This is a genomic window from Sphingomonas mali NBRC 15500, assembly GCF_001598415.1.
In the GTDB taxonomy this organism is placed as follows: Bacteria; Pseudomonadota; Alphaproteobacteria; order Sphingomonadales; family Sphingomonadaceae; genus Sphingomonas; species Sphingomonas mali.
Window position 1 is genome coordinate 1 of sequence record NZ_BCYX01000070.1, and the last position, 13,692, is coordinate 13,692.

Genomic DNA, 13,692 nt, shown 5'->3' on the forward strand with positions numbered 1-13,692 from the left:
GGGGGCGAGCCGAAGGCTCGCACGGCGCTCGAGCGCCGCTCCCCTCATCCAAGCTTCGCTAGGCGGCACGCCGCCAAGCTACGCTATCCTTCTCCCACAAGGGGAGAAGGTTTGGGTGGCTGCTTCTTGTAGAGCCCCTATTTCATCGCCTCGATCAGCTTCTTGACCTCCTGGCTGCGGCCGCGCGGGAGGATCAGGACGTCCTTGCCGTTGGCGACGACGATCAGGTCGGTCACGCCGACCAACGCGATGCGCACGCCGTCGGCCTGGACCAGGCAATTTTCGGTCTCGATCGCGACGACGTCGCCCTTGCAGGCATTGCCGTTGCCGTCGCACGCGCTCAATTCGTGGAGCGCGTCCCAGCTGCCGAGGTCGCTCCAGCCCATGCTGACCGGCACGACTGCGACGCGCGGCGCCTTTTCCATCACGGCATAGTCGATCGAGTCCGAGGGCGAGGCGGCGAAGGCTTGCGGGTCGGGATGGATGCGCGCGCCTTCGTGCCTGGCCTTGAGCATCGCCTGCTGTGCCGCATGCAGGACCTCGGGCGCATGGATTGCGAGCGCGCCCAGGAACGCGTCGGCGCGGAACAGGAAGATGCCGCCGTTCCAGACATGGTCGCCCGCCGCCAGCATCGCCTCGGCGCGGTCGCGCGGGGGCTTTTCGACGAAGCGCGTCACCTTGTGCACGCGCGGCGCGACCGCTTCGCCGACATGGATCCAGCCATAGCCGGTTTCGGGCGCGTGCGGATCGATCCCGAACGTGACCAGCCAGCCCTGGTCGACCATCGGACGCGCCGCAGCGATCGCTGCATGGAAGGCGGCGGTGTCGGTGATGACATGATCCGACGGCATGATCAGCAGGGCAGCGTCGCCGCCGCCCGCGGCGAGCGCGGCGAGGGCGATCGCCGGTGCCGTGTTGCGCGCCACCGGTTCGAGGATCAGCGCCTGGGCCGGCGCACCTACCGCTTCGAGCTGCGCCTCGATCTCTTCGGCATGGCGCTGGTTGGCGACGACGATCGGCGGGGCGAACTGGTCGCCCGAGGCGCGCTGCGCGGTCAGCTGGAGCATGGTTTCGTCGGCGGTCAGCGCGAGCAATTGCTTGGGCGTTTCCGGCGTCGACATCGGCCATAACCGCGTACCCGATCCGCCCGAGAGGATGACAGGAATGATCGGCGTCGTCTCGGGCATTCACGGATCCTTTGCTGCTGGATGGTAATCTAGGGTCTTCCCGCGATTTGCCAAACTCACGGGCAGCCACGGGTTTCCGCGGCGTTCAGTCTTTCTTTGTCAATTTCTGCGACACCGCCTGACACCTGTCGGAAAATCTTACACCCGACGATCGAACTGAGGCCGAAAAGGCAGGCGACGACAATGATCAGGCTGTTCAAGCACTATGTGCCGCACGCCGTTTTGTTCCTGGGACTGCTCGACGTCGCGTTGCTGATCGCGGCGGCCGAGATCGCCTATTCGATCCGTCTCCATCAGCTCGGCAGCATCGTCGAACCGATCATCGATCGCTTGCCGCAGCTCTTCACCTTCGCCGCCTCGCTGGAAACCGCGATGATCGCGGTCGGCGTCTATGGCGCAGATGCGCTGCAGTCGCTGCGGCGCGCGATCGCGCGCATCCTGGTCGCGATCTCGCTCGGGATCATTTTCCTGTCGGTATTGTTCTTCCTGTCGCCGGCAATCACCTTCTGGCGATCGAACCTGTTCTACGCGATGGGGATCGCGGCGGTATCGCTGATCGCGATCCGCATCCTGCTCGGCAAGATGCTGGGCAGCCATGTGTTCAAGCGCCGCGTCGTAGTCCTCGGCGCCGGCCCGCGCGCAGCACGGCTGAAGGCATTGCAGCAGCAGCCCGGATCGGCATTCGTCGTAGTCGGCTATGTCTCAATGAGCGAAGCCAACCGGGTGATCCCCGAGGCGATCGCGCGCGATGCGATCTACAACCTCGCCGACCATGTCGTACTCTTGAATGCGAGCGAAGTGGTGCTGGCGCTGGAGGAGCGGCGTAACGCGCTGCCGCTCAAGGACTTGCTGCGGATCAAGACCACCGGCGTCCATGTCAACGACATCTCGACCTTCCTCGAGCGCGAAACCGGCCGCGTCGACCTGCAGAGCGTCAACCCAAGCTGGCTGATCTTCTCCGACGGCTTCTCCTCGGGGCGAATGCTGTCCGGCGTGTTCAAGCGGCTGTTCGACATCACCGCGAGCCTGATCTTGCTGGCGCTCGCAGGGCCCGTCATCCTGCTCACCGCGCTGGCGGTGAAGTTGGAGAGCAAGGGCCCGGCTTTCTATCGCCAGCGCCGCGTCGGGCTCTACGGGGTCGGGTTCGACTGCCTGAAGCTACGCTCGATGCGCCAGGATGCCGAGGTCAACGGCCAGGCGGTGTGGGCCGAGAAGGACGATCCGCGCATCACCCGGATCGGCCGTTTCATCCGCAAGGTGCGGATCGACGAACTGCCGCAATGCTGGTCGGTGCTGAAGGGCGAGATGAGCTTCGTCGGCCCGCGCCCAGAGCGCCCGCAATTCGTCGAGGATCTCGAACAGCAGCTACCTTATTATGCCGAGCGCCACATGGTGAAGCCGGGCATTACCGGCTGGGCGCAGATCAATTATCCTTATGGCGCGTCGATCGAGGATAGCCGGCAGAAGCTCGAATACGACCTTTATTACGCCAAGAATTATTCCCCCTTTCTCGACCTGTTGATCCTGCTGCAGACGATCCGGGTCGTTCTGTGGCCCGAGGGCGCGCGGTAGGGCGATGGCGGGGACGGTCATCCTCTGGGGCCATGCGCTCGCCGCCTTGCTGTTCGCGGTGCTGGCGCTGTCGCAGTTGCGCGACGGTGCGGCCAGCCTGCCCCGCACCGCGTTCGTGGCGGCATTGGGCATCACGGCGCTGTGGGCGCTGGCGGTTGCGGGGATCGGCAACCCCGATTTGACCGCACGCGTCGCGGAGAGCCTGCGCAACATCGCCTGGCTTGCCTTCATGATGGCGCTGCTGCGGCGCGACGATTCTGCCGGGCGCGATCGTGCGGTGACGATGATCTATGGTGTGGTCGTGCTGGTCGCGCTGGCCGGAATCGTCCTCAGCGTGATCCAGGCGTCGGTGTCCGCCGACCTGGTCAAGGGGTTCGCGGCGGTGCGTATCCTGTTGCGGATGATGGTCGCCCTCGGCGCGTTGGTGCTGGTGCACCATCTCTATTCGGTCGCAGCGCCCGGAGCTCGTGGCGGTATCCGGCTCGCGGTGGCGGCGCTCGCGATCATGTGGACGAGCGATCTCGTCCTGTACACGACAGCCTATCTCAGCGGCGACGGTTCCCCGGAATTGATCGCCATACGCGGCCTGGTGATGATCGCAATCGTGCCTCTGCTGGCGATCGCGGTCCATCGCAACGGCGACTGGACGCTGAAATTGTCGCGGACGGTGACGTGGCAGTCGCTCTCGCTGGTGGCGCTGATGGCTTATGCCGTCGTTACGGTGCTGGCGATCAGTGCGATCGACAATTTCGGCGGCAGCTATGCCCGGTTGGCGCAGACCGCCTTCGTGTTCGGCTCGGCCGCCGCCTTGCTGACCTTGCTGTCATCGCCGACGATCAAGGCCTGGCTGCGGGTGATGGTCGCCAAGCATCTGTTCAATCATCGCTATGACTATCGCGCCGAATGGTCGCGCTTCACCGATACGCTGGGTGCTCCCGGGGAGGGCGCGGCGCCGCTCGAGGAACGCATCGTCAAGGCAGTCGCCGACGTCACCGATTCCGCCGCGGGACTGCTGTTGGTGGCGGACGACGGGGTGTTCGGCCTGAGTGCAACATGGAACTGGCTCGGTACCGTGCCCGTCGCCATCGCCGCGGAGACGCTCGCGCAGTCGATGGCCGGGAACAGCCGGATCATCGAACTCGACGCGGTGCGCGCGGGGGATGCGCCGCCGGCCGAGCTCGCGGCGGTGCCGCAATGGATGCTCGACGAACCGAGCGCCTGGGCGATCGTGCCGCTGGTCCACCTTAATCAGTTGATTGGGGCGATCCTGCTGGCGCGGCCGCCGATCGACCGTTCGCTCGATTGGGAGGATTTCGACCTGCTGCGCATCGCCGGGCGCCAGGTCGCGAGCTATCTGGCCGAGGCGCGCGCGCACGAAGCCCTGGCCGATGCTCGCCGCTTCGACGAATTCAATCGCCGTTTCGCGTTCATCATGCACGACGTGAAGAATCTGGTGAGCCAATTGACCCTAGTCGCGCGCAACGCCGAACGCCACGCCGACAATCCCGATTTCCGCGCCGACATGATCGCGACGCTGAAGGACTCGGTCGGGCGGATGAACGACTTGCTGGCGCGCCTGTCGCAGCACAATTCGGCGCGGGTCGAGGAACCGGTCGCGGTCGAACTGATGCCGATCGTCGAGCGCGTCACGCGGCGGCGCGGCGCCAGCCATCCGATCGCGGTGACGGGCATGCGCGATGCCGTGGCGGTCGCCGATCCGGCGCGGCTCGAACAGGCGCTGGGGCATCTGATCCAGAACGCGATCGAGGCAAGTGCGCCGGGTGAGCCGGTCGGCGTGGTGGTCGGGCGTGCGACGATCGAGGTGATCGATGCCGGGCCGGGAATGAGCGCGAGCTTCATTCGCGACCGGCTGTTCAAGCCCTTCGCGTCGACCAAGAGCGGCGGGTTCGGGATAGGCGCGTTCGAAGCGCGCCAAGTGATTGTAGCAATGGGGGGCAAGCTCGACGTGATCAGCCGCGAAGGCGAGGGCACGCGCTTCACCATCGTGCTTCGCGAGGCGCTCGCGCCGGCCAGGATGGAGCGGGCGGCATGAACACAGGCCCACGACCGAAATTGTTGATCGTCGAGGACGATGCCGGGCTGCAGCGCCAGTTGCGCTGGGCCTATGACGATTACGAAGTGATCGTCGCGGGCGACCGCCGCGAGGCGATAGATGCGGTGCGCGCCGAAGAGCCGGCGGTGGTGACGCTCGATCTGGGTTTGCCGCCCGACCCCGACGGGGTCAGCGAAGGGTTCGCGACGCTGGCCGAGATCCTGCGGTTGAAGCCCGATACCAAGGTCATCGTCGCCTCTGGCCACGGCGCGCGCGAAAGCGCGTTGCGCGCGATCGCCGAGGGTGCGTGGGATTTCTATCAAAAGCCGATCGACATCGACGCGCTGGGCCTGATCGTCGCGCGCGCCTTCCATGTCCATGCGCTCGAGCAAGAGAATCGACGTCTCGCCACCGCGTCGCGCGAGGCGTTGGGCGGACTGATTACCGCCGCGCCCGAAATGCTCAAGGTCACCAGCATGATCGAACGCGTCGCGAATGCCGATGTGTCGGTGATGCTGCTCGGGGCGAGCGGTACCGGTAAGGAAGTGCTGGCGCGTGGCCTGCACGAGAAATCCGGGCGCAAAGGCCAGTTCGTCGCGATCAATTGCGCGGCGATCCCCGAGACGTTGCTCGAAAGCGAATTGTTCGGTCACGAAAAGGGCGCGTTCACCGGCGCGGTCAAGACCACCGAAGGCAAGATCGAACTCGCCGATGGCGGGACCTTGTTCCTCGACGAAATCGGTGACGTGCCGCTGCCGCTCCAGGTCAAATTGCTGCGCTTCCTGCAGGAGCGGGTGATCGAGCGGGTCGGCGGGCGCAAGCCGATCGCGGTCGACACCAGGATCGTCTGCGCGACGCATCAGGATGTCGACGCGATGGTCGCCAGCGGCGCGTTCCGCGAGGATCTCTATTATCGCCTGGCCGAGATCGTCGTGCGCATCCCCAGCCTGGCCGAGCGCACCGGCGATCCCGTGCTGCTCGCCAAGCATTTCCTGCACCATTACGCCAAGACCATGAACCGGCCGGTCACCGGCCTGTCGCCCGATGCGCTGGGCGCCATCGACGCCTGGGGTTGGCCCGGCAATGTGCGCGAACTCGAAAACCGCATGAAGCGCGCGGTGATCATGGCCGACGGCAAGAGCGTGACCGCGATCGATCTCGACCTTGCCGAGCGCGACACGCCCGATCCGATCAACCTGAAAGCGGTACGCGAGAGTGCCGACCGTAAGGCGATCCGCCACGCATTGGCGCGTGCCGAGGGCAATATCTCGAACACCGCCAAGCTGCTCGGGATCAGCCGCCCGACGCTCTACGACCTGCTCAAGAATTACGACCTCCACGCCTAGGACCGGGACCATGAAGACCATCGTCAAGAGCGCGCTGATCGGCGCGACCGCGATCGCAGCGATCATCGGCGTGACGGCGACGCTGACCGCACCGGCACAAGCCGACGCGACCGGTGCGCGCACCGAATTGGGGTATAGCCTGGCGCTGTTGCAGGACGGCAATTTCAATGCCGCGCGCGCGCATGCTCAGGCCGCGGTCAAGCAAGACCCGCAATGGGGCGCCGCGCATGCGGTGCTGGCGCGAACCTTCCTTGCGCTGGGCGATGGCGTGGGGGCCGAAGCTGAGCTCGGCCGCGCCGCCGCGGCCGGGTTCGACATGAACCGTGGGCATCAATTGCTGGCCGAAGCCTGGCTGTTGCAGGGCGATGCCAAGCGCGCATTGGCCGAGGCGGCCAGGGCCGATCCCCGGTTCGGCGGCTATGCCACCCGCGTCACCGCGCGAGCACTGGCGGCGCAGGGTAAGGCGGCCGAGGCGCAGGCGCTGCTCGGCGAATTGCTCGACGGTAATCCCGGCAATTCCTACGCCTGGTCCGATCTCGCCCGCATCCGTTATAGCGCGGGCGACATCGCCGGCGCGTCGGGCAACGCGCAAAAAGCGGTCGAGCTAGATCCCAACAATCTCGAGGCGCTGACCTTGCGCGGCGAATTGGTGCGCGAGCAATATGGCCTGAATGCCGCTTTGCCGTGGTTCGAGGCGGCGCTGCAACGCGATGCCTATTATCATCCCGCGCTGATCGAATATGCCGCCACGCTCGGCGATCTCGGCCGCTATACCGACATGCTTGCCGCGACCCGGCGCGCGCTCGCCGCACGGCCGGCGAGCCCGCAGGCCTTCTATCTCCAGGCGGTGCTCGCGGCGCGCGCGGAGAATTACGATCTCGCGCGTAGTATGATGGAGCGGACCGGCGGGCGGATCGACGATCTGCCCGGCGCGCTGCTGCTCAACGGGACGCTCGCTTATCAGGCCGGTGCCTATGAGCAGGCGATCGAGGCGTGGCGCGAACTGGTCGGGCGGCAACCGATGAACATCACCGCGCGCCGGCTGCTCGGCGCGGCACTGCTGCGGTCGGGGGATGCCAAGGGTGCGCTCGATGTGCTGCGCCCGGTGGCGATGCGCGGCGATGCCGATAGCTATACGCTGGGGTTGGTCGGGCGCGCGTTCGAGGCGACCGGCGAACGCGACTGGGCCGCCAAATTCCTCGACCGCTCGGCCTGGCCGGTGCGCGCCGGGGCGACGCCGTTCGGCACCGACGACAGCCTCGCGGTACTGACCGGGGCGGCTGACAAGGATCCGACCAACCCGGTGCTCGCGGTCACGGTAATTCGCGGACTGATCGACGCCGGGCAGGGCGATGCTGCACTAGCGCGGGCACGCGCGCTTGAGGCAGCGACGCCGGGCGCGCCGGCGGCGCATCTGCTGGTCGGCGACACGTTGATGACGTTAGGCCGATATGGCGATGCGGCCGACGCCTATCGCAAGGCGGCCGATATCAAGTTCGACGAGCCGACCATGTTGCGCACGGTCGATGCGCTTGATCAGGCAGGGCGCCGGCCCGAGGCAACCAGCGTGCTGGCGCTGTTCCTGGCGCAGCATCCCGAAAGCGTGCCGGCGTTGCGCCTCGCCGCGCATTGGCAGATCGCGTCGGGTGACTGGGATGGGGCGGTCGACACGCTGGAGGATCTGCGCGCGCGCGTCGGCTCGCGCGATTCGGGACTGTTGTCCGAACTCGCCTACGCCAATGTCGGGGCGGACAATGTCGACGACGCGATTTCCTACGGCGCGGCGGCGTACGACATCGCGCCGATGAGCCCGGCGGCGACCGATGCCTATGGCTGGGCGCTATATGCGGCGGGCGAGAATGCCAAGGCGATCGACCTGTTCGAGAAAGCGGCGTCGCTTGCACCCAAGCAGAGCGGCATTCGCTGGCACCTGGCCCAGGCTTATGCCGATAGCGGCCGCAACGCGGAAGCGAGGGCCGCGATCGCCGCGTTGCTCGCCGATCCCGGCTTCACCGATCGCGCGCCGGCCCAGGCATTGCTCAAGACGCTGGGCTGAACGTGCCGAGCCGTGTAACGCGGCCGGTATGACCGACCCGCTCGACCGTATCGCCGCCGCGCTCGAACGTATCGCGCCGGCCGTGCCGGCCGATGCCGATCCGCTCGTGCATCCCGCCTATATCTGGCGCGACGGGCGCTTGGTCGCCGCGCGCAAGTTCGACCCGCTGCCGCTCGACCTGCTATTGGGGATCGATGCGCAAAAAGCCGCTCTGGTCGAGGATTTCGGCCGGCTGGCGGACGGCTTTGCTGCCCAGGACGTATTGTTGTGGGGCGCGCGTGGAACCGGCAAGTCGGCTTTGGTCAAGAGCGCTGTGGCGGCGGTCCAGGCCGATGGCCGCAAGCTCGCCTTGATCGAGGTCGCGGCGATGGACGGGCTGCGTGCGCTGTTCGATCGGATCGACGGCCTGCCGCGGGCGTTCGTCCTGTTTCTCGACGATCTCGGCTTCGATGCCGGCGGGGACGCCCGCGCGCTGCGTTCACTGCTCCAGGGTGGAGCGGAGGCGCGGCCCGCCAATGCCCGATTGGTGGTGACCGCCAATCGCCGCCACTTGGTGCCGCGGGACATCGCCGAGCAGGAAAGCGCGATCAATCCGCGCGACAGCGTCGACGATCATCTTGCGCTTGCCGACCGATTCGGTCTGAGCTTGGGATTCCACGTCGTCGACCAGTCGGGCTATCTGGCAATCGTTCGCGCTTATGCTGATCGGTTCGGCCTGTCGTTTGATCCCGACGAAGCGGTCGGCTGGTCGACCCGCCGCGGCGGTCGATCGGGGCGCGTAGCCTGGCATTATATCACTGATTTGGCTGGACGATCGGGCAAGAAGCTGCCTTTCTAAACCGATAAGGATCAATTTCAGGCCAGCTCGGCTTGACTTCAGGGGGCCTAACGATGCCCAGTCCCTATATGGCCAGGATCGGCGAACTCGATCTACCCGACCGGTTGCACCCGGCGGTGCCGCGCTGGGCGACCCAGTGCGGCGTAGCGTTGCTGTGCGTCGGCGCGGCGGGCCTGCTTCGCCTTGGGATCAATGCCCTGGCACCGGGTGCGGCGGTGTTCGCGTTGGTCTTTCCCGCGATGATGATCGCCACGTTGTTCGCGCGCTGGCAGTCGGGGCTGCTGACCGCCGTGATCTCGATCGCTTATGCGTTTTTCTTCGTCTATCTGCCGTCGCCGACGACAACCCAGAGCGGCCCTTATTGGACGCTGTTCGCGGTCACGGTTGCCGCCGGGCTGACCGTCTCGCTTGCCGAGACCTTTCGCCGCGCGGTGCATCGCGCGACAGCCGAGCGCGACCGCGAAATAGCCGATCGCGACCTGATGCTCAGCGAATTCGAGCATCGCGTGAAGAACAATTTCCAGATCGTCGCCAGCATGCTCGACATCCAGCGCCGTCGCGTCAGCGATCCGGCCGCCAGCGAAGCACTGGGGTCCGCATTGATGCGGGTCGACAGTATCGCGCGTGCCCACCGTCATCTCTATCGTGATGGTCAGGGGAGCGAGGTCAATGTCAGCGAGTATCTGAGGGATCTCTGCAACGCGCTATCGGACGCATTGCTCTTGCGCGGCGGCATCACGCTGACCTGCGATGCCGATGCCGCGCATATCCCGCGCGATCATGCGGTATCGATCGGCCTGGTCGTCAACGAACTCGTCACCAACGCCGCCAAACATGCTTTTCCGGGCCGTGATACAGGAACGATCGGCGTGTCGTGGAAGCATCTGCCGGATGGCGGGTGGCGGCTGACCGTGGCCGATGACGGTGTCGGGCTTCCACCCGGATCACGGGCGAAGAGCAAGGATGGCGGGCTCGGCCAAAGATTGATCGAAGCGTTCGCCAAACAGGCCGGCGGGACATTGACCACGGAAAGCGATGCCAACGGGGTGCGGGTGACGATGGATTTGCCCGACTGAAACTTCGCGCCGCCGGGGCGTTGTGTCGGGCATGGAACGATTGTGGTTCATCACCAACCCGCATTCCGGCTCATCCGGCGCGGAAAAGGCGGAGGCAATCGAAGCGGCCTGCGCCGAACGCGGGCTGAGCTTTGTCGGGCGCACCGATTTCCCCGATCAGGCGCTGCCGACGCCCCAGGACCTTAGCCGTGCCGGAGCGGATACCATAATGCTGTTCGCCGGCGACGGGACGATCAACGCAGCGGTCTGCTCGCTTGCCGATTGGGAGGGCTCGATCCTGATCTTGCCGGGCGGGACGATGAACATGCTGGCCAAGATGTTGCATGGCGATGCCGACCCCGCAGCGATCCTGGAGGCGGCGCATGCGCGCGAGCACCGGGTAGCGCTGTCCTGCGTAGAGGCGGGCAAGTATCGCGCCTTCGTCGGGCTGATCGTGGGACCGGCGGCCAGCTGGTATCGTGCTCGCGAGCATGTGCGCGAAGGCAGTCTGGGCAAGCTGTGGCCGGCGATACGCGGGGCGTGGCGGCGGACGTTCGGGCGCGGGGTCCGCGTGACCGGGGCGCCAAATCTCCCATCGTACGTCCAGGGCATCTTCATCCGGGCGGAGGACGATCATCTGGAAGTCGCCGCAGTCGACGCGCGCGATTTCCGGTCGATCGCCGATCTCGGCTGGAGCTGGGTGAGCGGCGATTGGGTTGCGGCACGCGCGGTGACCGAGATGCGCGCCGACGAACTGCGCATCGCCGAGCGCCGGCCGGTACTCGCCTTGTTCGACGGCGAACCCCAAACGCTCGATCCGGGAACGAGGATCGGTGTCGGGCGTACGAGAGAACAGTTCCTGACCACGCTGAGCGAGGCGGCATGATTCGGTTATTCCATGTCAGCGACGTGCATTTCGGGCGCGAAGACAAGGCGGCGGTCGCCTGGTTCGATGCGCTCGTTGCGTCCGAACGGCCGGACGCTGTGGTGATGACCGGCGACCTCACCATGCGTGCGCGCCGCAGCGAATTTGCCGCCGGGCTGGCCTGGTTGCGCGGGCTCGATCGGCCAGTGACGGTGGAAGTCGGCAATCACGATCTGCCTTACTTCAATCCATGGCAGCGCCTGTTCGCCCCCTATCGTCGTATCCGCGCGATCGAAGAGCTCATAGAAAAGCCGATCGACCTGCCGGGTGTCACGATCATCCCGCTCAAGACGACCGCGCGTGCGCAGTTTCGCTTCAACTGGGCAAGTGGACGGGTGAGCCGGCGTGCGTTGGGCAAAGCGCTCGCTTTGGCCGCGGACGCGCCGAGCGACCACCTCGTCTTCATTGCCTGCCATCATCCGCTGATCGAACCGCGCAGGAAGGCGAGTTCGCAAACGCATCACGGTGCCGAAGCGTTGGGCGCGTTGGCGGAAGCCGGCGCCGATGCCGTGCTGACCGGCCACGTCCACGATGCGTTCGACATCGAGCAACAGGTCGGTGGCGCCACGGTACGCCTGATCGGCGCCGGCACATTGTCCGAACGCACTCGCTCGACGCCGCCGTCGTTCAACGAGATCCGTATCGAAGGCGGCGCGTTCGAGGTCGTCTGCCGCACGATGGCGCCGGAACCCGATGAGGTGCTGCCGGTGGAGGAGCCGGAGGCGGCCTGAAATTCCGTCACCCCGGACTTGTTCCGGGGTCCAAGCTTCCACAGCGGAATCCAGCCGTCGTTGCACGTTGGATACCGGAACAAGTCCGGCATGACGACGGGAGCGAGGTCGACAGGATGTCATGCACCTCGCGCAACGATCGCCCCCTGCGCACTTGGTCATTCCCTGTCTTAGCCGTCCCATAACTCCCGGTAGGACTTGAGCTACCCGCAATCCCGGCTAGGCTCGCGCCCATGCGTCATGTCTTAGCTCTGCTGCTCGCCGCCCCGCTGATGATCAGCGCAGGTCCCGCCTCATACGAGACCCGGGTCGCCAACGTGCTGGCGAAGACCCCGTTGATCGACGGGCATAACGATTGGGCCGAGACACTGGTCGACAAAGCGGGCGACGCGCGCTGGACGATGGACCTGACGCGGCTCGATCCGGCCAAATACAATACCGACATCACGCGGCTACGCGCCGGGCATGTCGGCGGACAATTCTGGTCGGTCTATGTTTCGGCCAATCTGCCCGGGCCGGAACAGGTCAAGGAGACGCTCGATCAGATCGGACTGATGAAGAGCATCTTCCAGCGCTATCCAAGCGTCTTCGCCCCCGCAGTCACTGCGGCCGACGTGCGGCGCATCCACGCTTCCGGGCGGATCGCGTCGATGCTCGGGGTCGAGGGGGGCGGCCAGATCGACGGCAGCTTCTCGGTGCTGCGCGCCTATCGTGCGCTCGGCGCCTCCTACCTTACGCTCACGCACGTCAAGACGATCGAATGGGCGGATTCCGCGACCGACAATCCGCAGCATGGCGGTCTGACCAAGTTCGGCGAAGCGGTCGTCCATGAACTCAACCGGCTCGGCATGCTGGTCGATCTCAGCCATGTGAGCGAGGACACGATGATCGACGCGCTGCGCGTGTCCAAGGCACCGGTGATCTTCTCGCATTCCTCGGCGCGGGCGCTGGATGACCATCCGCGCGACGTGTCCGACAAGGTGCTGAAACTGCTCGCGCAGAACGGCGGCGTGATCATGGTCAATTACGCACCGAGCTATGTCTCGGAAGCGCGGCGGCAATGGGAAGCGGCGCGCAACGGCGAAAAGGCGAGCTACAACGCGCCGCCTTATGGCGGGCTCTATATCGGCCAACCCGAACGGGCGAAGGCGGCGCTGGCGGAATGGGACAAGGCGCATCCGCGTCCGGCAGTGACGCTCGCCATGGTCGCCGACCATATCGACCATGTCGTCAAGGTCGCCGGCATCGACCATGTCGGGATCGGGTCTGACTTCGACGGCGTGGAAAGCTTGCCCGACGGGCTCGACAGTGTGGCGACCTATCCGGCGCTGCTCGCCGAACTGATGCGGCGCGGCTGGACCGACGAGATGATCGCCAAGCTCGCCGGCGGCAATGTGCTGCGCGCGATGGAAGGAGCCGAGCGCGTGGCCGCATCGATGGCCAAGGAGCCGCCCGCCACCGCCACGATCTCGATGCTCGACGGTAAATGACGGACGCGTTGAGGACGAGGATCGCGACCGAAGCCGACATTCCCGCCATCTCGGCATTGATGGATCGCGCGATCGGCCAATTGCAGCGCGACTACCTGACACCCGAGCAGGTCGCGGCGAGCCGGCTCAGCATGGGGCTCGATACCCAGCTGATCGCCGACGGCACCTATGTCGTGGTCGAGGACGATGAGGGCAGGATCGTCGGCTGCGGCGGCTGGAGCTATCGCGCGACGTTGTACGGCGGCGATGCCGGCGCGGTGGCGCGCGATGCGGCGGTGCTCGATCCGGAGAAAGACCCGGCGCGGATCCGGGCGATGTACACCGACCCCGATTTCACCCGGCGCGGCATCGGGCGGCTGGTTCTCGCGGCAAACGAGGCGGCCGCGCGAGCGGCTGGGTTCACGCGGGCGGAATTGATGGGGACACTGGCGGGCGAGCC

At 66.1% G+C, this 13,692-nt stretch carries 11 protein-coding genes; 10 read left to right on the forward strand and 1 reads right to left on the reverse strand.

Annotated features, from left to right (window positions below; translation table 11 throughout):
• Positions 1 to 137 precede the first annotated feature (137 nt).
• Entirely contained in the window at positions 138 to 1,187 is a 1,050-nt protein-coding gene (locus tag SMA01S_RS23085) for a mannose-1-phosphate guanylyltransferase/mannose-6-phosphate isomerase (RefSeq protein ID WP_084250525.1), read from the reverse strand.
• Between the two features lie 183 nt (positions 1,188 to 1,370).
• On the opposite strand from SMA01S_RS23085, the gene SMA01S_RS23090 reads away from it, so the two are divergent.
• The 10 genes from SMA01S_RS23090 to SMA01S_RS23135 all read left to right on the forward strand — a co-directional run.
• Positions 1,371 to 2,759, forward strand: a complete 1,389-nt coding sequence (locus SMA01S_RS23090) for a TIGR03013 family XrtA/PEP-CTERM system glycosyltransferase (RefSeq protein ID WP_066827748.1) — start codon at positions 1,371 to 1,373, stop codon at positions 2,757 to 2,759.
• Between the two features lie 4 nt (positions 2,760 to 2,763).
• Positions 2,764 to 4,812 carry an XrtA/PEP-CTERM system histidine kinase PrsK gene (gene prsK, locus SMA01S_RS23095; RefSeq protein ID WP_066827749.1) on the forward strand — a complete coding sequence of 683 codons (2,049 nt, stop codon included), beginning with the start codon at positions 2,764 to 2,766 and terminating at the stop codon, positions 4,810 to 4,812.
• On the forward strand, positions 4,809 to 6,158 hold the full coding sequence (gene prsR / locus SMA01S_RS23100; protein WP_066827750.1) for a PEP-CTERM-box response regulator transcription factor: 1,350 nt from the start codon (positions 4,809 to 4,811) through the stop codon (positions 6,156 to 6,158). Before prsK ends, prsR begins: the two co-directional genes overlap by 4 nt.
• A gap of 10 nt (positions 6,159 to 6,168) precedes the next feature.
• Entirely contained in the window at positions 6,169 to 8,214 is a 2,046-nt protein-coding gene (locus SMA01S_RS23105) for a tetratricopeptide repeat protein (protein WP_066827751.1), read from the forward strand.
• Positions 8,215 to 8,242: 28 nt separating this feature from the next.
• On the forward strand, positions 8,243 to 9,052 hold the full coding sequence (locus tag SMA01S_RS23110; RefSeq protein WP_066827752.1) for a DUF815 domain-containing protein: 810 nt from the start codon (positions 8,243 to 8,245) through the stop codon (positions 9,050 to 9,052).
• 53 nt (positions 9,053 to 9,105) lie between these two features.
• Positions 9,106 to 10,128 (forward strand): sensor histidine kinase, encoded by a 1,023-nt coding sequence (locus tag SMA01S_RS23115; RefSeq protein WP_066827753.1) that lies wholly within the window; start codon positions 9,106 to 9,108, stop codon positions 10,126 to 10,128.
• A 31-nt stretch (positions 10,129 to 10,159) separates the two neighbouring features.
• Positions 10,160 to 10,993, forward strand: coding sequence for a diacylglycerol/lipid kinase family protein (locus tag SMA01S_RS23120; RefSeq protein ID WP_066827754.1), 834 nt, complete (start codon positions 10,160 to 10,162; stop codon positions 10,991 to 10,993).
• Entirely contained in the window at positions 10,990 to 11,763 is a 774-nt protein-coding gene (locus tag SMA01S_RS23125; RefSeq protein ID WP_066827755.1) for a metallophosphoesterase family protein, read from the forward strand. Before SMA01S_RS23120 ends, SMA01S_RS23125 begins: the two co-directional genes overlap by 4 nt.
• Before the next feature lie 233 nt (positions 11,764 to 11,996).
• The gene (locus tag SMA01S_RS23130) at positions 11,997 to 13,253 is read left to right on the forward strand and encodes a dipeptidase (RefSeq protein WP_066827756.1); all 1,257 of its coding nucleotides are present in this window, start codon (positions 11,997 to 11,999) and stop codon (positions 13,251 to 13,253) included.
• Positions 13,250 to 13,692 (forward strand): GNAT family N-acetyltransferase (locus SMA01S_RS23135; RefSeq protein WP_066827757.1); only part of this gene is annotated, 443 nt, incomplete at its 3' end. The genes SMA01S_RS23130 and SMA01S_RS23135, both read left to right, overlap by 4 nt.